Genomic DNA, 23,598 nt, shown 5'->3' with positions numbered 1-23,598 from the left:
GTTTTATTAATTATTAGGGGAGTTTCAAAAATAGTACCAAACTATTTTATAGCTTTACAGCACAAAGATACTCAAAAATCTAATAGCACTGTGTTTGTTTATTGTTAAAAGCTTATGAATCAAGAAGTAATACCTGTTTATCTAATGCCTGGTATGGCTGCTAATCCTACGATATTTGAGCACATTAAATTACCGGAAAATCAATTTAAAATTTACTGGTTAGAATGGAAATTACCCAATCCAAATGAAACATTATCTAGCTATGCAAAACGCATGTGTGAAGATGTAAAACATGATAATCCAGTACTTTTAGGTGTATCTTTTGGAGGGATTTTAGTGCAAGAAATGAGTAAGTATATTAAGTACAATAAAATTATAATAGTATCCAGTGTAAAGACCAAACACGAGTTGCCTAAAAGAATGCGTCTGTTGCGTATGACAAAAGCATATAAAATACTACCCACACAATTACTTAGTAATGTTGATTTATTGGCTAAATATGCGTTTGGTAATACTATAACTAAACGTATTGAGTTATATAAAAAATATTTGTCGGTAAGCGATAAAATGTATCTGGATTGGGCAATACAGCAAGTGGTTTGTTGGGATCAAGACCAAGCATTAGATAATGTAATCCATATTCATGGTGACAATGATAAAGTATTTCCTTTCGCTAATTTAGGAGCATGCGTAAGTATAAAAGGAGGTACACATATCATGATTATTAATAAATATAAATGGTTTAATGAAAACTTACCAAAACTAATCGCTTAAATATTAAGTGGTTTGAATAAAAAATTTTAAATTTAAACAAAAGATAAGAAGATGAAGATTGTACAAAAAAGTTTAGCTATTGTTGGCTTAGGCGTTTTAGGATTGTTATTTATTAACGCCTATCAAGACGCTCCTACTGACGAGAATTTTGAGAAAAAAATAATAAACGATTATAATGTATACGCAATTCAAATGCCAAGCTATTTGGAGTTTGCAGGAGAAGCTGTACCATTATCAAATCCAGATATTTATGAGCGCATGGATAAAGAGCTATTAGTTAATACCTATTGGCAATCTAATGGTTTGTTAATGTTTAAGCGTGCCAAAAAATATTTCCCTATTATCGAGCCTATTTTAGCAAAAAACGGGATACCAGACGATTTTAAATATTTGGCAGTTATTGAAAGTGGTTTAACAGATGCACGTTCTCCAGCAGGAGCAAGTGGGTTTTGGCAAATCATGAAAGCAACAGGTCGCGAACATGGATTAGAAGTAAACGATAATGTAGACGAACGTTATAATTTAGAAAAAGCCACAGAAGTAGCTTGTGATTATTTAAAAAAAGCTAAAGAAAGTTTAGGATCTTGGACATCTGCAGCAGCAGCATATAATGCAGGTAATTATGGTATTTCTAGACGCTTAAAAGAACAAGATGTGACTAGTTATTATGATTTGCTTTTAGGTGAAGAAACAGGAAGGTATGTGTTTAGAATAATAGCTTTAAAAGAAATTTTATCTAATCCAGATGCTTATGGATTTAATTTTAGAGACAAAGATTTGTATAAAGCAGTGCCAACCTATCAAGTAGCTGTAGATACTGCAGTAACTGACTTTGCAGGTTTTGCTAAGCAATTTGGCATAAACTATAAAATATTAAAATTACACAACCCTTGGTTAAGAGAACCTCATTTAAATAATAGTTCTAGAAAACAATATTTTATTGATATCCCAAGAGAGGGTTACTACCAAACTAATCCATAAATGCTTGATTTTTTTACTCAAAATTGGTGGACTATAGCAATTGTTATCAATTACATATTGGTAATAATTGCAGTTGCCACTATTTTATTTAAATCAATAAATCCAACAAAAACACTAACGTACATCATTGTATTGTTAGTGTTTCCTTTTTTTGGATTAGTAGTTTATTACTTTTTTGGTCAAGAGTATAGAAAGGATAAGATTTTTAATCGAAAAGACGTGTTAAATAACCATTTAATACAATCTATTAATAAAGATTTAAAGATTCAGCCAGAATCCTTAACGCAATACGAAGCTAAAATTGACGAAGATCAAATTAGATTAATTCATCTGCTTCAAAAAAATGATAAATCACCATTAACTAAATTTAATGATGTAGAAATCATAATTAATGGCGAAAATAAATTTGAGAAGCTTTTTAAGGATATTGACACTGCTAAAAAACATATTCATATTGAATATTACATTTTAAAAGACGATAAAATAGGTACTAGATTTTTAGATCTATTGTGTAAAAAAGCCAAGGAAGGCGTAACGGTAAGACTTAGTTTTGACGATGTAGGTAGTAAAATTTCTTCTAAAATGAAGAAAAAACTAACCAATGCTGGAGTACAATATTTTGCTTTTATGCCAGTATTGTTTCCTAGATTTACAGGTAAAATGAATTATAGAAATCACAGAAAAATTGTGATTATAGATGGTGAAATAGGTTATGTAGGCGGAATAAATGTATCTGATACTTACGTTAATTATCCCAAAAATAAAGACTATTGGAGAGATACACATTTAAAAATTATTGGCGAATCTGTTTTTACCTTACAAACTCAATTTTTAACCAATTGGAATTTTGTAGCAGATACTAGCTTGACATTAAACCGTTCGTTTTTTCCGCAAAACAAGGTTAAAACAATTACTCCAGTACAAATAGCAGCAAGTGGTCCAGATACAGACTGGGCTAATATTATGGAAGCTATATTTTTTGCAATTGTAACTGCCGAAGATTACGTGTACATAACAACGCCTTATTTTATTCCTAATGATCAAATCATTACAGCTATGCAAGTGGCATCAAAAAGTGGAGTAGATGTTAAGCTTCTAATTCCAGATAAATCGGACTCGTGGACAGCAAAACATGCCACAAACTCATATCTAGAACAATTATTAGAAGCCAATGTCAAAATTTATAGATATGAAAAAGGCTTTATTCATGCTAAAACTATGGTTGTGGATGATGTCTTTACAACTATAGGAACCTGTAATATGGACTACAGAAGCTTTAATATTAATTTTGAAATCAACGCGCTTATCTATAATAAAGAAAAAGCAATTGAAGCTAAAAGCATATTTAATAATGACCTAGAAAGTGCTATCCAAGTTAATCTAGAGCAATGGACAGAGCGATCTAATATTAAGCGTATACAAGAAGCCTATTGTAGACTTTGGGCGCCTTTACTGTAAAAAAAAAAGGTCAAACTAGTTTTAATTAGTTTGACCCTTTTTAATTTATAAAAGAATAATTATCTACTACGTCTTTTTTGTGCACGTATTGATCCACCTTGACCAAAGTGTTGTTTAGGTGCTTGTGCGCGTTTCATGTTTTCTTTCATCATTTTTATTTGATCAGTTAACATACCTTGTTTATCAAGCTTTTGTGCTTCGGCTAATAATGTAACTGCTTCTTGCTTTCTTCTTTTAGACATTGCAACTCCAGCTAAATTAAGTTTAACCATTGCCATATCATGATCCATAGATAAACCTAATTGCTCTGCTTTTTTAAAATAACGTTCAGCTTCAGTCATATTATCCTGAGAAACCATAATACCATTTAAAAAGTTATAATACCCTTGTTGCTTTTTAACTAAAGCAGTATCTGGATTTTTAATTTTATCTAACCATTTTTTAGCACCAGGAAAATCTTGTTTTCTCAATCTTAAAAAAGCTAATAAAATAAATTCATTTTTAAAATATAAGAAGACAAATATTAGGGCTAAAAAGATGTACATGATACCATTACCGATGTTTCCTTCCACAAATTGCCAGATGGCTACACCAAAAATTCCGATTGCTAATATTAGTTTTATTACTTTATTGTACATTTTTTAAATTTTAAAAGTCTTGTATTACTTGATTTGTAACGTTTTTAAGCGTTATTTTTATTGGAGTACAAAGAAACTAAAAAAATCTTTAAAAATATTTTTTAAATTAGGTTTGTGAAATAAAAAACTCGTTGTATATTTGCGCTCAGTTTTACGTAAAGCATAAAACTAAATAAAACATATACTATTCAGATTTTAAAAAAATAAGACAATGCCAAAAAGAACGTTTCAGCCATCAAAGAGAAAAAGAAGAAATAAACATGGTTTTAGAGAAAGAATGGCTTCTGCTAATGGTAGAAAGGTATTAGCTCGTCGTCGTGCTAAAGGAAGAAAGAAAATATCTGTTTCATCTGAAACTAGACATAAAAAATAATGTTTAACAATTGTTAACATTTTAAAGGCGTTACTTAGGTGTAACGCCTTTTTTTGTATCTAATAATTACTATTTTTGATAATCGAAAAAAACAAACTAAAATGCCAAAAAATCCTAAGTTAAAGTCTATTCTTATTATTGGTTCAGGTCCTATCGTTATTGGGCAAGCCTGTGAGTTTGATTACTCTGGTACGCAAGCACTAAGATCTTTAAGAGAAGACGGAATCGAAACTATTTTAATCAATTCTAATCCAGCAACAATCATGACAGACCCAAGTATGGCTGATCATGTATATTTGTTGCCTCTTAATACAAAGTCTATTGTTCAAATTTTAAAAGAACATCCTCAAATTGATGCAGTACTACCTACAATGGGTGGACAAACTGCACTTAATTTATGTATTGAAGCAGATGAAAAAGGCATTTGGAAAGACTTTGATGTAGAGATTATAGGTGTCAATATTGACGCTATTAATATTACAGAGGATAGAGAACAGTTTAGAGAGTTAATGCTTAAAATAGGTGTGCCTATGGCTCCTCAAGCAACTGCGACATCATACCTTAAAGGTAAAGAAATTGCCCAAGAGTTTGGGTTTCCATTAATTATAAGAGCTTCATTTACATTGGGTGGAGCAGGAGCTTCTTTTGTATATAAAGAAGAAGATTTTGACGAGTTATTAACACGTGGATTAGAAATTTCTCCAATTCACGAAGTCATGATTGACAAAGCCTTAATTGGCTGGAAAGAATACGAGCTTGAATTACTAAGAGATTCTAATGATAATGTAGTAATTATTTGTTCTATTGAAAATATGGATCCAATAGGGATCCACACAGGAGACTCCATTACTGTTGCTCCTGCAATGACATTAAGTGATAAAACATATCAAAAAATGCGTGATATGGCTATCCATATGATGCGTAATATTGGTGACTTTGCTGGTGGTTGTAACGTACAATTTGCAGTTAGTCCAGATGAAAACGAAGATATAATTGCTATCGAGATTAATCCTCGTGTATCTCGTTCTTCAGCTTTAGCTAGTAAAGCAACAGGATATCCAATTGCAAAAATAGCTGCAAAATTAGCTATAGGTTATCATTTAGATGAGTTAGAAAACCAAATTACTAAATCTACATCAGCATTATTTGAGCCAACTTTAGATTATGTAATTGTTAAAATACCACGTTGGAATTTTGATAAGTTTGAAGGAAGTGATCGTACACTAGGACTGCAAATGAAGTCAGTAGGAGAGGTTATGGGTATTGGACGTTCTTTTCAGGAAGCACTTCATAAAGCAACACAATCTTTAGAGATTAAACGTAATGGTTTAGGTGCTGACGGTAAAGGTTATACTAATTACGAACAAATTATTGAAAAGCTAACCTACGCAAGTTGGGATCGCGTGTTTGTAATTTATGATGCCATTCAAATGGGAATTCCTTTAAGTCGTATACATGAAATTACTAAAATTGACATGTGGTTTTTACGTCAATATGAAGAATTGCACCAATTGCAAAAAGAAATTTCGACCTTTAAAATAGACACCATCCAAAGAGATTTACTTCTAGAAGCTAAACAAAAAGGGTATGGAGACAGACAAATAGCACATATGTTAGGCTGTTTAGAAAGTCAAGTATATAATAAAAGGGACGAGTTAGGTATTAATCGTGTTTACAAACTTGTAGATACTTGTGCTGCCGAGTTTGAAGCTAAAACACCTTACTATTACTCAACATTTGAAAATGATGTAGAAACAGCTGATGGAACACGTTATGCGCATAATGAAAGTATAGTTTCTGATAAGAAAAAAGTTATCGTTTTAGGATCAGGACCAAACAGGATTGGACAAGGTATCGAGTTTGATTATTGTTGTGTACATGGTGTATTAGCTGCTACAGAATGTGGTTATGAAACCATCATGATTAACTGTAATCCAGAAACAGTATCTACAGACTTTGACACAGCAGATAAATTATATTTTGAACCCGTTTTTTGGGAACATATCTATGACATCATTAGACATGAAAAACCAGAAGGTGTTATCGTGCAATTAGGTGGACAAACCGCTTTAAAACTTGCTGAAAAACTATCTAAATACGGAATTAAAATTTTAGGAACTAGTTTTGAAGCTCTAGATTTAGCGGAAGATAGAGGGTTGTTTTCTAACATGCTTAAAGAAAACAATATTCCTTATCCAGAATTTGATATTGCTACAACTGCAGATGAAGCAGCTGCAATTGCAGACGTGCTAGATTTTCCAATATTAGTTAGACCTTCATACGTACTTGGAGGACAAGGGATGAAGATTGTAATTAATAAACAAGATTTAGAGGAGCATGTCGTTGATTTATTAAGACGTATGCCTGGAAATCAACTGTTATTAGACCATTATCTTGATGGAGCTATTGAAGCTGAAGCAGATGCTATTTGCGACGGAGAAAATGTTTACATCATTGGTATAATGGAGCATATAGAGCCTTGCGGAATCCACTCAGGTGATAGTAACGCAACATTACCACCTTTTAATTTAGGAGAGTTTGTAATGCAGCAAATAAAAGACCATACCAAGAAAATTGCATTAGCATTAAATACGGTTGGGTTAATTAATATACAGTTTGCTATTAAAGATGATATAGTTTACATCATTGAAGCTAATCCAAGAGCATCACGTACAGTTCCATTTATTTCTAAAGCCTATGGAGAGCCTTATGTAAATTATGCAACTAAAGTTATGTTAGGCGAAAAGAAAGTTACTGACTTTAATTTTAACCCACAGTTAAAAGGTTATGCTATTAAACAGCCAGTGTTTTCTTTTAATAAATTTCATAATGTCAATAAAAAACTTGGGCCAGAAATGAAAAGTACTGGAGAAAGTATTTTGTTTATAGACGATTTAAAAGATGATCAGTTTTACGATTTATATGCAAGACGAAAAATGTATTTAAGCAAGTAATAAAAATAATTAATTGGTTTTTAGGAGGTTATAATTAATTTTTGTATTTTACAATAAAAGAGATTATGACAAAAAAACTACTATTTATTTTATTTGCTTTTGTAGCTTTAAGCGTATCAGCTCAAAACCAAACAGTTAATATAGATTGGAGTTTCGGCTCTAACTCTAATGCAACAGGACCTAATAATAATGCAGATCGCACTATTGAGGTTGGAGATACAGTTATTTGGGATTGGTATTCTACTGGTACGCATAATGTAGAAAGAACAGGAGGTACATCCTCAGATAATTTTGTAAGTGGTTTTATGACTACAGGAGCAACGTTTTCGCATACGTTTACATCCGTTGGTACAAATACATACCAATGTAATCCACATCCAACAAGTATGTTTGGTGTAATTACAGTAGTACCAGAAGGGACTTTAAGTGTGCCTGATTTTGCAACACGTTTATCTGCGATAAATCTGTATCCAAATCCTGCATCATCGACTTTAAATGTCGAAATACCTTCTCAGTTTAAAGAAGATTTGACTATTGAAGTGTATAATGTTTTAGGTAAAAAAGTACTATCAAAAACAATTAGTCAATTAAAGACTAGTTTGTCTATTTCTAATTGGAATGATGGTGTGTATTTAATAAAAATAACTTCTGTTAGTTCAGGGACCACAATAACTAAACGATTTGTAAAAATTTAATACAAGCCTTTTAAAATAAAAAAGCCTTCATTTCTTGAAGGCTTTTTTTATTTTAAAAATTATCAGGTAAATCTATTCTAACTTTGTAATCTTTTAATATTGGAAGATAATCTGTGTGCGAAAAATCTTCATGATCAAACTCATATTGTCGTTGTTTTTTAGTCTCCATTCGCTTAATAGCTTTTAAAAAACGTTTGACTTCTACCTTATCATTTAAAATAAGTCCAGCAACTTCCATGGATTGTCCATTATCATCTTTGGCAACCATTGTAAAGTAAGACGAGTTACAATGCTTTACGATACCAGTTTGTATATTTTCAGCCTCTACACGTATACCAACAACCATAGATGTGTTTCCAACAAAATTTACAGAAGCTTTCATGGTTACTAGTTCGCCAACCTCAATAGGACTTAAAAAATCTACAGTATCTACACTAGCAGTCACACAGTAGGTTTTAGAATGTTTAGAAGCACAAGCAAAAGCTATTTGATCCATCAAATTTAGTATGTAACCACCATGTATTTTTCCACTAAAGTTAGAGTGTGACGGTAACATTAATTCGGAAATACTAATTCTAGAATCGTCTGCTTTTTTATATGCTTTCATTATAGTTTTTGTTGTTGTATGTAATATTCAATTTGGTTTTTTCTGTAAAATCCGACAATAATTAAAGCCAGTCCAAAAAAGAGACACATGATAATAATAAAGTTATTTAATTCTTCTCTTTTACTAAATTTTCCTGGCTCTATAAGCGTATCAAAACCAAAAGACAGTAGTCCTGCTCCTGCAATAAATATAAAAATATATTTAGCTCTTAAGCTCCATTTGTATATTACATTTTGAGTAGAATCTGTCATAATTAATAATTAGAACGTCGTTCTTTATCTTCTTCTACCTTAGTAATAAAGTACTTAGTATCACCTAACCAAAAGAAGGTTTTGTAACGTTCAAAATACGAAAGTTTTACAAATTTACCCTGTAAACGATTTAAATCATTAATAACCTGTTTCTCTTTATCCTCTACAGAAAATTCAAAAAGTTGAGCTTCAGACACACCTTGACTGACCTCGCCTTCCCAGGTTTTAAACATAACACCTTTACTGCTAAATTTAACTAATTCTCCTGCTCTAACACCTTCACTGTACGTTGCAAAGTATATAAAACAAAAATATCCTACTAAAATTAGGACTATAATAACTAAGGCTTTTACTAAAAATTTTATCATAATTGTTTTGTGTTAATCGTCAAATTCTGCTCTTTTAATAATAGTTTCTGGTAATGCTTTTTTAGCTTTAGCACCTAATTTTTTCAATTTTTCAACACTTGTAATTAGGTTTCCTTTTCCTTCTACTAATTTATTCATTGCAGCGGAATAATCCTTTTTAGCATCGTCTATTTTTTTTCCAACACCAGTTAAGTCTTTAACTAAACCTTCAAATTTATCATATAAAGCGCCAGCTTGTCTTGCAATTTCGATAGCATTTTGTTGCTGCTTTTCGTTATTCCACATGCTGTCAACTGTTCTTAAAGTTGCTAATAACGTGGCAGGTGTAACAATAACTATGTTTTTTTCGAATGCTTTATTGTATAAACTATTATCAGCATTTATAGCAACTGCAAACGCAGGCTCTATTGGGATAAAAAGCAGGACAAAGTCAGGACTTTCTATATCATATAAATCTTCGTACTTTTTATCAGATAATTGGTCTACGTGTCGTCTTATAGAATTGATGTGGGCTTTTAAATATAACTCACGCTCGTCATCTTCAGCATTCACGTAACGCTCATAATCTGTTAAAGACACCTTACTGTCAATGATCATTTTTTTATTGTCAGGTAAGTGTAATACTATATCTGGCAACACTCTAGAGCCATCCGCTCTGGTAAAATTTTGTTGTACAAAATACTCTCTATCCTTTTCTAATCCAGATTTTTCAAGGACACGTTCTAAAACTAATTCTCCCCAATTTCCTTGCATTTTACTATCACCTTTCAATGCTCTAGTTAGGTTGGTGGCTTCTTTAGTCATTTGCTGGTTTAAATCTTTTAAACCTAATAGTTGCTCTTTTAAAGCACTATGCATACTAATACTTTCCTTTTGAGTATCATCTACTTTTTTCTCGAAGGTTAGTATTTTTTCTTGTAGTGGATTTAAAATATTTTTGATGTTTTCTTTATTCTGAAGAGTGAACTTTTCGCTTTTTTCATCTAAAATTTTAGTTGCTAATAGCTCAAAATCTTTGCGTAACTGCTCTTGTCTAAGTTCTAGCTCTTCCTCACGTTTAAGGTTTAATTGTTGAAGGTTTTCAAAATCTGCATTTTTTCTAGCCAAATCTTCATTTAAAATATCCTTTTCACGTCGTATACCTTCTCGTTCTATTTCAATTTTAGAAATAGTTTGTTTTAAATCTTGTAATTGGGTGTTAAATGTCGCGTTTTGTCTTTCGCTTTCAGTGGTGTAAAACTGTTTTAAATCCGATAGTTGCTGTTGTAAATTAGCATTCCTTTCTTCCAAGGTGCTTTTTTCGCTTTTACTTTTAAGTTTAGTGAAAAGCATACCTAAATAACCACCAATTATTGCAGCAATTAAAATAGCCAAAACAAGGATAATGTTGTCGTTCATGGTAAAAAGTTGAATTATTGTAAAAGTAATAAAATATAAGTTTTATTATTTATTACTTGCTGTCTTTATTAACATTTGAAAAATCATACTTTTTCATTGTTTTTTGAAGAATTTTCCAATGATTACGTAACTGCCTTTTTATTTCTGGAGCTTCTAAATCATCTGAAGCTCTGTAAGCATATCTTAAATAGTTACCTCTAAATTTTCTGTCAAAATATTCTGTTTTTGCTTTACCGTTGCTGTAATTTGTTCGTTTAGCAGGTAGTAGTCGAGATTTTTCTCCTTTGTAACTAAACAGTCTATAAATTTTTCTTTTAAATATTGGAGCTTCGTCTAATAAGTGTTTTTCTTTTATAGTTTCAACTCGTTTATGTTTTCGATTAACTGTTTCCTTCATTTCTCTGTAAAACTTAGCTAAGTTTTTAGATTTAATTAAAGTTTGATAGCCATAAAATTCAAAACCTAAATAGTTTAAAGGTACGTTTTCTTTTAAGCTATTATCATTATCTATTTTATAAGATTGTAATCGTCCTTTATTTATTTTAAAAAGTGTTTTCTCAGTTTTTTCTAACGATACGGTTAATTTGTTTTTTATCATTACACTTTCTACAAATTCTTCAATTAATGTTATTTGATTTTGTTTACAAATCATAACAATATCATCGGAATACCGTCTATAAAAAACTTTATGTTTTAGTGTTAATTCTTTTATAACAGATTCATCAAAAGCAAGCATGTAAATATTAGCTAATAAAGCACTAATTGGTAAGCCTTGAGGAATACCTATTAATTCTTTTTGTTTATTCTTTTTTTGGTTCTTATGAATTATTATATCAGAATCAATTAAATCTTTAATACTATTAAAAAATGTGTGTTTACCTTCTTTTTTATGTTTTGCTAGCTCCTTTTCATCAAAATGACCATTTTTTGTTTTTAAATCTTTGAGTTTAACATAAGAAAATCTGGTAGTTGCTTTAAAAATATTAAAGTGGTCTTTAGGAAGTGTTTTATGACCTAAAATTTTGGCCCAAGCTAGTTTTAATTTTTTATGATTTAAACTAGGAAAAAAATTCTCGATATCTAAAACAAGTGCAACGCAATTTTCTCGTCTTTTAATTTCATTAAATACATCTTTTGCAAAATGTACGTTGTTTTTAAACTTTACTTTGTCATCTGTTTCTATTTGTCTGTAGGCAGTTATAGCATTAGATAATAAAGTGTCTTGCTTTAAATAAGCCTCATATTTTGGTGTAATTATTTGTTGTGCATAATATGAGTAAACATGAGCATCTAAGTGTGTTGCATAAAGTATTTCTCTAATTTTGGTGTTTGAAACGACTTTACCGTCTTTAATCTTTTTATGAGACCGTTTTTGTACACCGTTAAAGTCTGATACTTTATAACGTCTTTGTTTAATTTCTTTAAAAATAAGAGGAGAGAAGGCATGTTTTGCTACTTTTTTGTGATTGGTAACATAGCGCTTAATATTTTGTCTAATAGACATTGGTGTCTTATTAGTAAAATGTGGATATCCTCTGTCTTTAAACCAATCTTTTTCTGCTCTCATAATTTAAATAAAAAGTAAGAGAAGCTCTCGCACGTATTTATAACAGAATAAAACTTACACCTTTTAAGAAGGATTGAACCATTAGCCGAGTTCTCGACTCACGTTGCAGTTTTACGTACCTTACCAAATGTATGGACAGGTGTTAGCTTTAATACAAATAATAATATATATGATTCAAATAATCACATGCTTCAAGGGAAAGCCCCTAAAGTTTTCTAAATTAACTGAAGTTGTACTATTCTTTCTGAAGATAAACGAATATTTATCGATAAATGTTTGTTTATCTGAAGAAATATACTGTTTTCTTAATCTCCATATTTATTATCCTTTTTTACTTTAAAAAAGTCGGATTAAGTGATTGATTAAAAATCAATACAGTAGTTCAACAAATGTTTTATTCCTTTTAACTAAAGAACTTCCTTACTTTAAAGTAAATATAGTATTTTTCTATTATTAAATACAAAATAAGATATAGAATGGCATTAGAAAATAAATTTGGAATTGGAGATATAGTAACATTTAAGACGCATCCATTATTATATGATAGATATATCAAAGGAGACGGAAAGTTAGTGCCTCCATTTATGGTTGTCAAAGAAGTGTTTTTTGAAGATAAAAAAAAGAAAATAGTTGACACTAGTAATGGTAAAACTATAGCAGAACGTATTAAATATACTTGTGTTTTTTTTGATGATAATAAAAGTGAATTTAAGACTGTAGTTGTTTATGAAACTATGTTAAATGGATTTAAAAACTTTTATATTTCTAGAATGGATGGAGAAAAAAAAGAAGAAGATTCTGATTATGATAGTGTAATTGATGAAGTTTCTAAGTATAAAGATTCTAGTTATTTATATGGAAATATTGTATATTTTAAAACAAAAAAATTAGAAATTCTTAAAAAAAGAAGTTCTGTTAAAAATGAATCCATTACAAAAGAAAGTGATGATCCAATTATTGAAAAAAGAGAAACTTTTCAATATGTTGTTAATTATGCAACACCAGAGTTTGTTTTATGCGGTTATAAAGAAGAATTAGGAGAAGATTTATTTTATCCAAACGGAAGTAAGAAAAAAATAATTTCTAAAATACTTTATAAGGTAAAATGGTTTAATTCAAACCAAATGAAGTTCAGTGAAGATTTTTTACCAATGGAATGTTTTATAGATAAGCAACCATTTCCAACTTTAGTTCCTCATAATCCTAAACCAGATGTAGATACTTCAAAAGCCTAATTAGTATTAGATACTGAAACAAGTTCAGTATGACGTAAGATTACTTTTTAACCCTAAAACTGCCTGTTTTTTCGTCAAAAACAATCATATCTTCCGGAAATAGGTTAGAAAACGCACCTTTTTCGATTAAATTACAAGGTGAGTCACTAACTATTCCATGGTTTGACATGACAATCATACTATCGCATAATTGGATAGCTAGATCAATTTCGTGAGATGAAAATAAGATGGTTTTTCCGGTATCTTTAGCTAGTTTTTGAAGCAGTTTTAGGATGTATGCTTTGTGATACATGTCTAAATGCGACGTAGGTTCGTCTAAAATAATTAAATCGGTATCTTGTGCCAAAGCACGAGCAATCATAACCTTTTGAAGTTGACCATCACTAAGCTCGAAACATTTTTTATGTTTTAAGTCTTCAATAGTTGTTTGCTTGATTGCATTATTTATAATTGTTACATCTGTGTCAGACAAATTACCAACCCAATTGGTGTAAGGTTGACGTCCTAGAGCAACCAATTCAAACACGGTTAAGTTTTTTGCAGCAATAGGCTCTGTTAATACTAAACTTAAAGTTTTGGCAAGTTCTAAATTAGAGTAGTTATCTAAACTTTGATTATTTATTAAAACTTGACCACTTAAAGGTGATATAACCTTTGTTAGTGTTTTTAAAAGTGTGGATTTACCAATCCCATTACCACCAACTAATCCAATTAATTCGCCTTTATTTAAAGCAATATTAATATTTGATGCTACAATAGTTTGTGTTTTTTTAGACTGATAACCAACAGTTAAATTATCAGTTTTTAGGATGTTATGTTGGTTGTTTTCTTTCATTTTAAAAGACCATTTTACGTTGTCTAACTAATAACCAAACTACAATTGGTGCACCAAATAAAGAGGTAATAGCATTTATAGGTAGCATATAATCTGTATTTGGTAATTGGGCAATACTGTCGCAAATTAGCATAATAATGGCACCAAATAAAAATACAGCAGGTAATAATATTTTATGATTGGACGTATTAAAAACTTGTCTAGTAACATGCGGAATTGCTAAGCCAATAAAGGCTATTGGTCCTGCAAAAGCAGTAATAGTACCTGCTAGTAGGCTAGTGGCAATAATAATTAATAATCGACTTTGTTTAATGTTTAAACCTAAGCTTTTAGCATAATTTTCGCCCAATAATAAGGTGTTAAGACCTTTAATTGATAGGATACTAAACAGGATGCCAATACCATAAATGATGGCAAAAATAGTAACCTCGTTCCAGTCCAAATCTCCTAAACTACCAAAACCCCAAAAAATGTATTGCTGTAATTGTTCTGCACTACTAAAGTAGGATAGTACACTAACTATTGCAGCTGTAATACTACCAAACATTAATCCGATAATTAAAATAGCCATAGTATCTCTAACTTTAGAAGATACAATTAGGACTAATAATAACACTAAAAAACTACCTAAACTTGCAGCAATTACTAAACTCCATTTAGTAAGTAAAAAAGTAGCTAAAAATCCACCAAAAATGCTGCTGCCTAGAATAACTAATGCAACCCCTAAACTTGCTCCAGAGGTAATCCCTAAAACAAAAGGACCAGCTAAAGGATTTCTAAAAAGGGTTTGCATTAATAACCCAGAAATACCTAAACCAGAGCCTACCAAAACAGCTGTAATGGCTTTTGGTAAACGATAGTTTTGTATTATATATTGATGATTGTTTAAACTATCCGAATTTGTAAAAAAGCTGTCTATAATAGTATTAAAAGCTATGGATACAGATCCTAAACTAATGTTTACCATAAATAATAGTAAAAGCAAAACTGCTAATACTATAAAGGGAATGGTATAAGATTTGGATGTTATCACTTTAACGGTTTAAAAAAGTAAGTTTGATAATCTGGCAATAAGTCTGGATGACAAATTTTAATGATGTCTTTTAAAACTAAATCAGGTCTAGATAAACCAAGTTCATAATACAAAACGCCTCCTGTTTTTCCGGTTGTATTTGCAAAAGTATAGATAGCATTATTTTTAAAAGCATCAAATTGCGTGTAATGCGTATTAGCGGTTTGTAAAGCTTCCATGCTACTATAATAAGATGGACTTAACCATAAATTAGCATGTTTTGCTTTTTCAAAAACAGCTTCAAAACTTAATGCTAAACTGCCTTGAGATTTAGTGTCTGCATATAAATAATCGACATTTGCGTCTTTTAAAAATTGAGCTTCGGTACTGGTTCCATTTGGTAAATACCATACATCCTTATACATTGCACCACTAATTACTGTTGGTCGCTCAGTGACGGTTTGCGCTAATTGTTTTGCTGCTTTGTAATTGGTTTCGATAGTTTTAAATACAGAATCTGCTTGTTTTTCTTTATTATATAGTGCACCAAAAAACTTAATCCATTCGGCTTTAGCTAAAGGTGTTTTTTCTACCCAATCACCATTGTAAATTACAGGTATTCTAGCATTACTTATTGTTTTTAAAGATTTACTTGTGCCATCAACACCAAATCCAACGACAACATTTGGATTTAACTCTAATAAAACTTCGGTGTTTAAACCTTCGTTTTTACCTAATTCTCTTACGTGTCCATTATCAATACGCTGTCTGATTTTTTCTGAAGAAATATAATCACTGCCAGGAAAACCAATTAATGAGTTTTCTTCATTTAAAAGCTCTAAAGCAGGAATATGAGTTGTAGAGGTTACTACTATAGATGTTACAGGAGTAATAATAATACCATCATATTCATCTTTCATAAACGATGTTTTTGCAGCGTCTTCTTTACTAATTAAAACGTACTTATAGGTTTTTTCTGCTTTAGGCCAAGGGTTGTTAACGGTTAACACTTTAAAATTACTATGATTTGTAATACTAAATCCTTCAGCGTAAGCGATACTATTATCCTCTTGTATTAAAGCAGGAAGTTTCCTGTCAATACCTGGATCTTCCTTGCAATTTAGAAATAATAAAAATGAAAGTAATAGTAATAAAAAAGCTTTGTTTTGTAACATTAGTAGCGCTTTAGCGGAATATTTTCCTTTAAATTTATATAAAATTTTAGTCATGAGAGACGGTTCAAATTTAACAATATATATAGTAGGAGGAATTATATTATTACATTTTTTAATTGGCTTTATTTATTTAATCTATAAAATGAATAAGAAAAATGAAGAATGAATTAATTTAAAATAGTACATTCGCGCTGAATTTTGGTTTGACTTTGTGCTAATGCAAAGTCGATTAAAAGGGAATCTGGTTTAAATCCAGAACTGTTCCCGCAACTGTAAGTTTATGTTCAACATTGGTTGGACACCTTTTAAAGGATGTTATTCAAACTTAGACCACTGTTTTATTAAAAATGGGAAGGTAGAGTAACATATAACAAGTCAGGAGACCTGCCAGAATTTGTCATCTAATATGATCTTCGGGAGAAAGATCTTTAAGATTTATGAAAAAAACTATTGGATTACTAATTGCTGTATGTTGTAGTGTTGTGTCTTTTGCACAAACACAGCTAGACTCTGTTCAATATTTAGATGTTATTGAGCTTAGTGATATTAAGTTGAAACAAAATGCTGCAGGATTTAAAGTTACTGTTTTAAACGACTCTGTTTTAAGTAAAAACACTTCTAATTTTACGGATTTATTACGATTTAATTCTAATATTTATTTTAAAGAAAACGGTTATGGGATGGTGTCTTCACCATCGTTTAGAGGGACTAATGCCTCGCAAACTGCTGTGATTTGGAATGGTATAAACATTAACTCTCAGTTAAATGGTCAAACGGATTTTAATACCATAAATACCAATAACATTAATCAAGTGGTTATTAGAAATGGAGGAGGTAGTGTGCAATACGGAAGTGGAGCAATTGGAGGTAGTGTGCATTTGGATAACAGATTAAGTTTTACGCAACATTTAAAAAATGATGTCAAACTTAACTATGGCAGTTTTGAAAGTAAAAACTTTAGTCTTGTTACAGATTACGGACAAGATAAATTTGCTTTTAATTTAGGTGTAAATTATATAGATTCTGATAACGATTACAAATATTTGGACTCTGATAAAATAAATGAAAATGGTGCATTTAATAATCTAAGTCTTAATGTTAATTTAGGTTATTTTATTTCTGAAAAAGATGTAATTAAATTATACCATCAATCTTTTATTGGTGAACGTGAGTTTTCCGGAACAACTGCAACACCATCTAAAAGTAAATACGAAGATGAAAACTCTAGGTCGATGTTGGAATGGGTTAGTACCCATCAAAACTATAAATCTAATTTTAAAGTCGCGTATTTAAAGGAGTCTTTTGAGTTTTACCAAAACAAAAATTCTGAGTTTTTTACTTTTGGACAAGTCAATACTTTTCTGGCAAAACATAATTTTAATTATAAATTATCTAAACAGGTAAGTGTTACTAGTATTTTAGATTACAATCTTTTTAAAGGTGAAGGCAGTAGTTTTGGTAATCCAGAGCGATCTATATTTTCTGCTACAGGATTATTACAATATAATCCAAGCACTAATTTAAATTTAGGTTTTAATGTAAGACAAGATGTGACTTCTGATTTTAGTAGTCCATTATTGTTTTCAATGGACGCTTTGATTGGGATTACCAAATTTTATAAGGTCAAAATTAATGGGTCAAAAAATTATAGAATTCCGACATTTAACGATTTGTTTTGGCAACCTGGAGGTAATTTGAATTTAGTACCAGAATCGTCTTATCAATTTGATTTAGGTCATGTTTTAGACTTTAATTGGTTGCAACTACAGTTGAATACCTATTATATTAAGTCGAAAGATTTGATACAATGGAAACCAAATATCTCTGGGTTTTGGTCGCCACAAAATATAGCTGAAGCCCATAGTTATGGAGCAGAAGTAGGTTTGACTATTAATAAAAAATATGATAATCACCAATTAACGTTTAGCTCAAATTATTCTTACACAGTTTCAGAAAATTTAGAAACAAACAAGCAATTAATTTATGTGCCTTTTCATAAAGCTAATGCCACATTAGCTTATAGCTTTAAAAGGTTTTGCGCACATTATCAGCAGCTATTTAATGGAGACGTCTTTACAACTTCCGATAATTTAAAAGGTCCATTTTATAGTTTGCAATCTTATAATGTAGCCAACTTAGGCGTTAATTATAAACTATTACAACATTTTAATCACGAATTAGAGTTGGGATTAAAAGTAAATAATCTATTTAATAAACTATATCAAAACGTAGCATTTAGACCAATGCCAAACAGAAATTTTAATATTCAATTACACTATAAATTTTAAATCAAATTATGAAAAAAATTATTTACTCAATTGTAGCCTTATCATTATTAGTCTTTTCTTGTTCTAATGATGACGATGCATTTACACAACCAGAACCATTAGGAGCTTATGAAAATGGGATTTTAGTAAGTGCAGAAGGTGGACCATCTTCAATTTCTTACATATCTAATGATTTTTCTGAAACAGAAAATCAAGTCTATTTTAATGTTAATAATGAAAACTTAGGCGTGTATTTACAATCTGTAGGTTTTAATGGAGATAAGGCTTATATCGTTGTTGATGCAGGAACAATAACAGTTGTTAATCGTTATACCTTTGAAAAATTAGGAACGATAGACACTGGTTTAACGTTACCACGATATATTGCTTTTGATGGTGATACTGCTTACGTGTCTGATTGGGCTGATCCAAATGATACTACAGATGATTACATTGCTGTAGTAGATTTGAATGCTAATACTGTAACATCTACCATAGCTGTAGCTGAAGGTCCAGAGCAAGTTTTAGTTAATTTGGATAAAGTATTTGTATCACATAAAGGAGGTTATAATACTAACAATTTGATAACAGTAATAAATACTGAGGATAGTACAACAGACACTATTACTGTACAATCTAAACCAGACGAGATGGTGATTAATAATCAAGGTAATTTGGTTGTGCTTTCTGGAGGTAACGAACCATGGACAGGTAACGAAACACCAGCAGCAATAACAAAAATAAATGTTACAGATAACTCAATTGTATCCTCTTTTGTTTTTGAAATAGGTCAACATCCAAGTTTAATGAGTTATAGTGATGGTAATACTTATTACATTTTAGATAATACAGTATATGGATTGTCAGATACAGATACTAGTTTACCAACAGCTTCATTATTTGACATTACTGCTACTAGTGCTTATGGAATGGCAGTAAAAAATAATTTGCTATATGTAACAGATGCAGGAAACTTTTCAGGAAATAGTACTTTAAAAGTATATGATTTGTCTTCAGGATCAGAAACCAATAGTTTTGACGTTGGAGTCATTGCTTCTAAAGTGTACTTCAACTAGAAAATAGTTAGTAAAACCACAAACCAACCATTAAAAAGCCTCTAAATTATTTAGAGGCTTTTTATATTTTATACTTAAGATGATAGTTACGGAATTAAGTCACAATACCAAACACCATAGGTTTCGGCATCACTTTTACAGATATCATTATCATTGGTTTTGGGCGCATTATATTCTCGGTATACTTTTTCTCCAATGGTAAACGGGATTGGGTTTTTAAAGATTGGCCCATCAAAACAAAAGGTATGGAATTCGCCATTTTCTCCGCAAGGATCAACACCTTCAGGTAGGTTGTCTATAAAATTTTCATCTATAATAGTTCCAACAAAATCTTGGTCAAAGTATTTAGAATTAGCACAAACCACTATGGTTTTAAAACCAAGCGCTATAAACTCAGTAATAAGCTGTTTTGTATTGCGTTTCCATAACGGAAATATAGCTTTTATGTTTTGTGAGGCTAGTTGGTTTTCTCTGTATACTTTTAAGTCCTCTAAATAGATATCGCCAAATGCACTATGTGTAAAATTGTCATCTTTTAATGCAGACACAGCCTTTAGCATGATGTCTTCATAAGTGTCCATACTTGGCATTTCAGGAAGCTCTATTAGACTGGACTTAATACCTAAAGCTTCGGTTTGTGCAATTAACAATGCTTTACGTAAACCATGCATAGTTACACGATTATAGTGTGTATTTACTGTGGTAATTAATTGTTCAACAGAATAAGTTTCGTCTTGTAATAAATGGTAAAGTGCTAAAGCCGAATCTTTACCTGAACTCCAGTTAAAATAAGTTTTATGTCCCAATAGTTTTTGCGTTTCTTTATTTAAATACGTTTAATCCTTCACTATCAATGTACATATTGTCCTTTGTAATTGTGTTAAGCTTAGAGTAATCTTCTATTTTTAAGTTATTTAACATAGGTTGGTTACTAAAACGTCCATTACCAGTTATATGCTGTATGGCTCTTGCTAGAAGTGGTTCGTCTTGTTGCCCTAAAATACCGTAGTTTGCTACGTTTTCTTCTAAAGTTAAAGTTGGTATCAAACCAGTTTCATATTCAAAAAAACCATCAGCATTTTCGCTTTTACCAACTAGAGGCTGCATTGCCCAAGTATGATTTGGATTGATACCTGTGGTGCAATTATAATTACAACTGGGACTATCATATAAGGTGGTTGAAAACTCATTTTTACCAACAGTAACATCTCCAATATGTATGACGTCCAGGTAAGGTCTTAAGCAATTTATAACCAACTCGCTAGCGGAAGCAGAACTGCCTTGTGCTAAAATGTATACTTTATTTAAGTTTAAGGTATTAATAGATGTACCATCAGAGAGTTGATTGGTAAAGTATTTGTTAACCTGAGTATCACTAAGGGTTGCTTGTATTTTATTATTCCATTGTTGTTTTAAAAATAGTGCAGTTGTAGGTTCTCCAGCAATCATACTTCCTAAATTAATAGCACTATTAACGCTACCTCCAGGATTGTAACGTAAATCTAGGACCAAGTTTTGGACACCTTCGGCAATAAACTGACCAAAAATGCTATTAAGCTGTTGGTCATAACCACTTGTAAAACGATTATACATTAAATAGCCAACCTTAATACCATCTACTGTAAAGGTATTTGATATTAAAATTGGATTTTCTTCATATACTTGTTTTGTAAGTGTAACGGTTTCACCTGTTAGAACAAGATTGTCGGATGCATCTAATTCTGCAAGACCAATAGTATAAGTATCGCTTCCAAAAAATAGTAAGTTTCTGTAATTGTTTTCAGTTAATTGTGTTCCGTCTACGGTTAAAAAAAAGTCTCCACGTTGTAAGTTGTTTGTAGATGCGCTTGTATTTGGTAATATATATTGTACAACACCAAAAGCATTACTGCCACCATCAATTAAACCAACACCAAACTCCATTCCGTTGCTTTTAGATACACCATTTAAAGCGTTGTTTAAAGCAAAATAATCGTCTACAATCCAACTAAAACGGTCTTGATCAGATAATAAGCTATAAAACATTTGATCAGGCGTATCAAAACTATTTAAAAACTGAGTATAGTTTGCAGAGTCTAAAAATCGGTCATCTGCTAAGTCCGTAACTTGATCTTGCCAGTAATACCAAGTATTTAATCCAGACCAAATAAAATCTTTAATCTCTGTGTCAGAGATTGGGTTGTCGTCCATATCTTCATAACAACCTAAAATAATAAACGGAAGTAAAAGTACTAGGTGTTTTATATTAATAATTTTCATAGCGCTAAAGGTTCTTTTTCAATATAAAAGTACTTACTTTATTTTATATTGAAAATAAATTGTAACAATTATAATAGTTGTTCGTCGTAATAGAAACCAACCAACCAAAATGACGCAGTCAGAGTTTTTAAAATTAGTAATGCCTTTTAAAGATAAGGTCTTTCGTTTAGCAAAACGATTGCTAGTCTCTAGAGAGGAAGCAGAAGATGCCACTCAGGAGGTGTTGTTAAAATTATGGCGAAACAAAGGTCAAATAGAAAATTATAAAAATGTAGAAGCATTTTCTATGACCATGACCAAAAACTTTTGTTTGGATAAATTAAAATCCAAGCAATCGCAAAATTTAAAAATAGTACATAGTAATTATCAAGACCACAATGTAGCACTACAAAAACAAATAGAATTAAATGATAGTTTACAATGGGTAGCAAAGATTATTGAAGATCTACCAGAACAACAAAAAATGGTAGTACAATTAAGAGATATTGAGCAATATGATTTTGACGAAATAGCAAAAATGTTAGATATGAATCCTACAGCAGTACGTGTAGCACTATCTAGAGCTAGAAAAATAATAAGAGAAAAATTAACAAGTACACATAATTATGGTGTTAAATAATATAGAAGACTTACTAGAAAAGTACGAGAATGGTCAAACCACTCTACAAGAAGAAGCACAGTTAAAAGACTATTTTAACCAAGAGACTGTCGCTCCGCATTTAGAGTATTATAAAGCAATTTTTGGGTATTATACGGTAAACCAACAGGAGACTTTTACTAAACACGTACCACTAAACACTAAAAAGAAAATTAATTTTAAGTGGTTAAGCGTTGCAGCAGTAGCAGTGTTAATGGTTGGTATTTATCTGACTAGACCAAAAGAAGAGGTAATTACAGAAGCTGATAGGATAGCCTATAATCAAGCTAAAGCTTATCTAGAGTTGGTCTCCAAAACCTTTAATAAAGGGACTGCACAAGTTAGTTATTTAGGTGAAATTAATAAGGCTGGCACACAAGTTGACTATTTAAAAGAAATGGAAAACCCAATAGGACGTATTTTAAAAATTAGAAACATAAAATAATATTAAAATTTAAAACCAAATACAATGAAAAAATATATAACAATTACAGTATTAGCCATATTATTAATGCCATTAACAGGTATGGCTCAGGATATTTTTGAAAAATATAGTGATGATGACAAAGTAAGTTATGTGTCTATCAAACCTAAAATGTTCCAGATGTTAGCAAAAATAGATATTAATACAAATGATGCTGAAGCTAAAGCTTATATGGATATGGTAAATAGTATTACCAGTTTTAAAACTATGGCAACAGGTGACAAAACTATAGCTAAGGACATCACTAAATGGGTTGCAACACGCAGCGCTGTTTTAGAAGAATTAATGGAGGTTAAGGACAATGGAGTGGTCATGAAGTTTTATGTAAAAGAAGGTAAAGACAGTGACCATGTAAGTGAGTTGTTAATGTTTATTAATGGATTAGAAGCAGCAATGAAAGATTCTGATATTGAAATTAATGGAGAAAAGCGTACTATCGAAACTGTAGTAATCTCTTTAACAGGTGATATTGATTTAAACCAAATTTCTAAATTAACTCAAAAAATGAATCTTCCAGGAGGAGAGGAGTTAAAAAAGAAAAGTAAAAAATAAAC

Annotated in this window: 23 protein-coding genes and 1 riboswitch; of the genes, 12 read left to right on the top strand and 11 right to left on the bottom strand. The window is 30.8% G+C overall.

The window, feature by feature from the left end:
• Nucleotides 1-114: 114 nt before the first annotated feature.
• Genes JM82_RS07820 through cls form a run of 3 tightly spaced genes read left to right on the top strand, consistent with a single transcriptional unit; the run spans nt 115 to nt 3,213 of the window.
• Nucleotides 115-774, top strand: coding sequence for an alpha/beta hydrolase (locus JM82_RS07820; protein ID WP_145002148.1), 660 nt, complete (start codon nt 115-117; stop codon nt 772-774).
• A 51-nt stretch (nt 775-825) separates the two neighbouring features.
• Complete coding sequence (locus tag JM82_RS07815; protein ID WP_145002147.1) at nt 826-1,755, top strand: lytic transglycosylase domain-containing protein; 930 nt, start codon at nt 826-828, stop codon at nt 1,753-1,755.
• Nucleotides 1,756-3,213: a cardiolipin synthase gene (gene cls / locus JM82_RS07810; protein ID WP_145002146.1), complete on the top strand. Its 1,458-nt coding sequence runs from the start codon at nt 1,756-1,758 to the stop codon at nt 3,211-3,213.
• A gap of 59 nt (nt 3,214-3,272) precedes the next feature.
• Here cls and JM82_RS07805 read toward each other — a convergent pair whose 3' ends face one another.
• A complete protein-coding gene (locus tag JM82_RS07805) occupies nt 3,273-3,851 on the bottom strand; it encodes a DUF2892 domain-containing protein (protein ID WP_145002145.1) in 579 nt (192 codons plus the stop codon).
• Nucleotides 3,852-4,062: 211 nt separating this feature from the next.
• Here JM82_RS07805 and rpmH point away from each other — a divergent pair, with 211 nt between their 5' ends.
• From rpmH to JM82_RS07790, 3 genes are all read left to right on the top strand, one after another.
• The gene (gene rpmH / locus JM82_RS07800; RefSeq protein ID WP_028281753.1) at nt 4,063-4,224 is read left to right on the top strand and encodes a 50S ribosomal protein L34; all 162 of its coding nucleotides are present in this window, start codon (nt 4,063-4,065) and stop codon (nt 4,222-4,224) included.
• A 101-nt stretch (nt 4,225-4,325) separates the two neighbouring features.
• On the top strand, nt 4,326-7,178 hold the full coding sequence (gene carB / locus JM82_RS07795; RefSeq protein WP_145002144.1) for a carbamoyl-phosphate synthase large subunit: 2,853 nt from the start codon (nt 4,326-4,328) through the stop codon (nt 7,176-7,178).
• A gap of 65 nt (nt 7,179-7,243) precedes the next feature.
• The gene (locus tag JM82_RS07790) at nt 7,244-7,873 is read left to right on the top strand and encodes a T9SS type A sorting domain-containing protein (RefSeq protein ID WP_145002143.1); all 630 of its coding nucleotides are present in this window, start codon (nt 7,244-7,246) and stop codon (nt 7,871-7,873) included.
• Nucleotides 7,874-7,925: 52 nt separating this feature from the next.
• Here JM82_RS07790 and JM82_RS07785 read toward each other — a convergent pair whose 3' ends face one another.
• The 5 genes from JM82_RS07785 to JM82_RS07765 are packed head-to-tail and all read right to left on the bottom strand — an operon-like array spanning nt 7,926 to nt 12,064.
• On the bottom strand, nt 7,926-8,480 hold the full coding sequence (locus JM82_RS07785; RefSeq protein WP_145002142.1) for an acyl-CoA thioesterase: 555 nt from the start codon (nt 8,478-8,480) through the stop codon (nt 7,926-7,928).
• Complete coding sequence (locus JM82_RS07780; RefSeq protein WP_145002141.1) at nt 8,480-8,731, bottom strand: hypothetical protein; 252 nt, start codon at nt 8,729-8,731, stop codon at nt 8,480-8,482. The genes JM82_RS07785 and JM82_RS07780 overlap by 1 nt, the downstream gene beginning before the upstream one ends.
• Nucleotides 8,732-8,733: 2 nt before the next feature.
• Nucleotides 8,734-9,099 carry a 6-phosphogluconate dehydrogenase gene (locus JM82_RS07775; RefSeq protein WP_145002140.1) on the bottom strand — a complete coding sequence of 122 codons (366 nt, stop codon included), beginning with the start codon at nt 9,097-9,099 and terminating at the stop codon, nt 8,734-8,736.
• 12 nt (nt 9,100-9,111) lie between these two features.
• Nucleotides 9,112-10,497: a DNA recombination protein RmuC gene (gene rmuC / locus JM82_RS07770; RefSeq protein ID WP_145002139.1), complete on the bottom strand. Its 1,386-nt coding sequence runs from the start codon at nt 10,495-10,497 to the stop codon at nt 9,112-9,114.
• Between the two features lie 52 nt (nt 10,498-10,549).
• A complete protein-coding gene (locus JM82_RS07765) occupies nt 10,550-12,064 on the bottom strand; it encodes a reverse transcriptase domain-containing protein (RefSeq protein ID WP_145002138.1) in 1,515 nt (504 codons plus the stop codon).
• Nucleotides 12,065-12,540: 476 nt separating this feature from the next.
• Between JM82_RS07765 and JM82_RS07760 the strand changes: the two genes are divergently transcribed.
• Complete coding sequence (locus JM82_RS07760) at nt 12,541-13,299, top strand: hypothetical protein (RefSeq protein ID WP_145002137.1); 759 nt, start codon at nt 12,541-12,543, stop codon at nt 13,297-13,299.
• A gap of 40 nt (nt 13,300-13,339) precedes the next feature.
• On the opposite strand, the gene JM82_RS07755 is transcribed toward JM82_RS07760, so the two are convergent.
• Genes JM82_RS07755 through JM82_RS07745 form a run of 3 tightly spaced genes read right to left on the bottom strand, consistent with a single transcriptional unit; the run spans nt 13,340 to nt 16,321 of the window.
• The gene (locus tag JM82_RS07755; protein ID WP_145002136.1) at nt 13,340-14,134 is read right to left on the bottom strand and encodes an ABC transporter ATP-binding protein; all 795 of its coding nucleotides are present in this window, start codon (nt 14,132-14,134) and stop codon (nt 13,340-13,342) included.
• Between the two features lies 1 nt (nt 14,135).
• Nucleotides 14,136-15,167 (bottom strand): FecCD family ABC transporter permease, encoded by a 1,032-nt coding sequence (locus JM82_RS07750; protein WP_145002135.1) that lies wholly within the window; start codon nt 15,165-15,167, stop codon nt 14,136-14,138.
• A complete protein-coding gene (locus tag JM82_RS07745; RefSeq protein ID WP_145006684.1) occupies nt 15,164-16,321 on the bottom strand; it encodes an ABC transporter substrate-binding protein in 1,158 nt (385 codons plus the stop codon). Before JM82_RS07745 ends, JM82_RS07750 begins: the two co-directional genes overlap by 4 nt.
• A gap of 182 nt (nt 16,322-16,503) precedes the next feature.
• A riboswitch (cobalamin riboswitch) is annotated at nt 16,504-16,728 on the top strand.
• 30 nt (nt 16,729-16,758) lie between these two features.
• Here JM82_RS07745 and JM82_RS07740 point away from each other — a divergent pair.
• Both JM82_RS07740 and JM82_RS07735 read left to right on the top strand, forming a co-directional pair.
• Nucleotides 16,759-18,609, top strand: a complete 1,851-nt coding sequence (locus JM82_RS07740) for a TonB-dependent receptor plug domain-containing protein (RefSeq protein WP_145002134.1) — start codon at nt 16,759-16,761, stop codon at nt 18,607-18,609.
• A gap of 8 nt (nt 18,610-18,617) precedes the next feature.
• The gene (locus JM82_RS07735; RefSeq protein WP_145002133.1) at nt 18,618-19,664 is read left to right on the top strand and encodes a YncE family protein; all 1,047 of its coding nucleotides are present in this window, start codon (nt 18,618-18,620) and stop codon (nt 19,662-19,664) included.
• 86 nt (nt 19,665-19,750) lie between these two features.
• Here the strand turns inward: JM82_RS07735 and JM82_RS07730 are convergent, their stop codons facing one another.
• Nucleotides 19,751-20,470, bottom strand: coding sequence for an adenine nucleotide alpha hydrolase (locus JM82_RS07730; protein ID WP_145002132.1), 720 nt, complete (start codon nt 20,468-20,470; stop codon nt 19,751-19,753).
• 16 nt (nt 20,471-20,486) lie between these two features.
• The gene (locus JM82_RS07725) at nt 20,487-21,923 is read right to left on the bottom strand and encodes a S41 family peptidase (protein ID WP_145002131.1); all 1,437 of its coding nucleotides are present in this window, start codon (nt 21,921-21,923) and stop codon (nt 20,487-20,489) included.
• 109 nt (nt 21,924-22,032) lie between these two features.
• On the opposite strand from JM82_RS07725, the gene JM82_RS07720 reads away from it, so the two are divergent.
• Genes JM82_RS07720 through JM82_RS07710 form a run of 3 tightly spaced genes read left to right on the top strand, consistent with a single transcriptional unit; the run spans nt 22,033 to nt 23,596 of the window.
• On the top strand, nt 22,033-22,542 hold the full coding sequence (locus JM82_RS07720) for an RNA polymerase sigma factor (RefSeq protein ID WP_145002130.1): 510 nt from the start codon (nt 22,033-22,035) through the stop codon (nt 22,540-22,542).
• Nucleotides 22,529-23,005, top strand: coding sequence for a hypothetical protein (locus JM82_RS07715; protein ID WP_145002129.1), 477 nt, complete (start codon nt 22,529-22,531; stop codon nt 23,003-23,005). The genes JM82_RS07720 and JM82_RS07715 overlap by 14 nt, the downstream gene beginning before the upstream one ends.
• 24 nt (nt 23,006-23,029) lie before the next feature.
• On the top strand, nt 23,030-23,596 hold the full coding sequence (locus tag JM82_RS07710) for a DUF4252 domain-containing protein (RefSeq protein ID WP_145002128.1): 567 nt from the start codon (nt 23,030-23,032) through the stop codon (nt 23,594-23,596).
• Nucleotides 23,597-23,598 lie beyond the last annotated feature (2 nt).

It is taken from the genome of Olleya sp. Hel_I_94, assembly GCF_007827365.1.
GTDB lineage: Bacteria > Bacteroidota > Bacteroidia > Flavobacteriales > Flavobacteriaceae > Olleya.
The sequence above is the reverse complement of the archived record's forward strand: the minus strand, read 5'-3'. Positions and strand labels throughout refer to the sequence as shown.

Bases quoted from the DNA above. Each gene is read 5' to 3' on its own strand.
- JM82_RS07820 (WP_145002148.1), top strand. From the start codon at position 115: ATGAATCAAGAAGTAATACCTGTTTATCTAATGCCTGGTATGGCTGCT.
- JM82_RS07815 (WP_145002147.1), top strand. From the start codon at position 826: ATGAAGATTGTACAAAAAAGTTTAGCTATTGTTGGCTTAGGCGTTTTA.
- cls (WP_145002146.1), top strand. From the start codon at position 1,756: ATGCTTGATTTTTTTACTCAAAATTGGTGGACTATAGCAATTGTTATC.
- JM82_RS07805 (WP_145002145.1), bottom strand. From the start codon at position 3,851: ATGTACAATAAAGTAATAAAACTAATATTAGCAATCGGAATTTTTGGT.
- rpmH (WP_028281753.1), top strand. From the start codon at position 4,063: ATGCCAAAAAGAACGTTTCAGCCATCAAAGAGAAAAAGAAGAAATAAA.
- carB (WP_145002144.1), top strand. From the start codon at position 4,326: ATGCCAAAAAATCCTAAGTTAAAGTCTATTCTTATTATTGGTTCAGGT.
- JM82_RS07790 (WP_145002143.1), top strand. From the start codon at position 7,244: ATGACAAAAAAACTACTATTTATTTTATTTGCTTTTGTAGCTTTAAGC.
- JM82_RS07785 (WP_145002142.1), bottom strand. From the start codon at position 8,480: ATGAAAGCATATAAAAAAGCAGACGATTCTAGAATTAGTATTTCCGAA.
- JM82_RS07780 (WP_145002141.1), bottom strand. From the start codon at position 8,731: ATGACAGATTCTACTCAAAATGTAATATACAAATGGAGCTTAAGAGCT.
- JM82_RS07775 (WP_145002140.1), bottom strand. From the start codon at position 9,099: ATGATAAAATTTTTAGTAAAAGCCTTAGTTATTATAGTCCTAATTTTA.
- rmuC (WP_145002139.1), bottom strand. From the start codon at position 10,497: ATGAACGACAACATTATCCTTGTTTTGGCTATTTTAATTGCTGCAATA.
- JM82_RS07765 (WP_145002138.1), bottom strand. From the start codon at position 12,064: ATGAGAGCAGAAAAAGATTGGTTTAAAGACAGAGGATATCCACATTTT.
- JM82_RS07760 (WP_145002137.1), top strand. From the start codon at position 12,541: ATGGCATTAGAAAATAAATTTGGAATTGGAGATATAGTAACATTTAAG.
- JM82_RS07755 (WP_145002136.1), bottom strand. From the start codon at position 14,134: ATGAAAGAAAACAACCAACATAACATCCTAAAAACTGATAATTTAACT.
- JM82_RS07745 (WP_145006684.1), bottom strand. From the start codon at position 16,321: ATGTTACAAAACAAAGCTTTTTTATTACTATTACTTTCATTTTTATTA.
- JM82_RS07740 (WP_145002134.1), top strand. From the start codon at position 16,759: ATGAAAAAAACTATTGGATTACTAATTGCTGTATGTTGTAGTGTTGTG.
- JM82_RS07735 (WP_145002133.1), top strand. From the start codon at position 18,618: ATGAAAAAAATTATTTACTCAATTGTAGCCTTATCATTATTAGTCTTT.
- JM82_RS07725 (WP_145002131.1), bottom strand. From the start codon at position 21,923: ATGAAAATTATTAATATAAAACACCTAGTACTTTTACTTCCGTTTATT.
- JM82_RS07720 (WP_145002130.1), top strand. From the start codon at position 22,033: ATGACGCAGTCAGAGTTTTTAAAATTAGTAATGCCTTTTAAAGATAAG.
- JM82_RS07715 (WP_145002129.1), top strand. From the start codon at position 22,529: ATGGTGTTAAATAATATAGAAGACTTACTAGAAAAGTACGAGAATGGT.
- JM82_RS07710 (WP_145002128.1), top strand. From the start codon at position 23,030: ATGAAAAAATATATAACAATTACAGTATTAGCCATATTATTAATGCCA.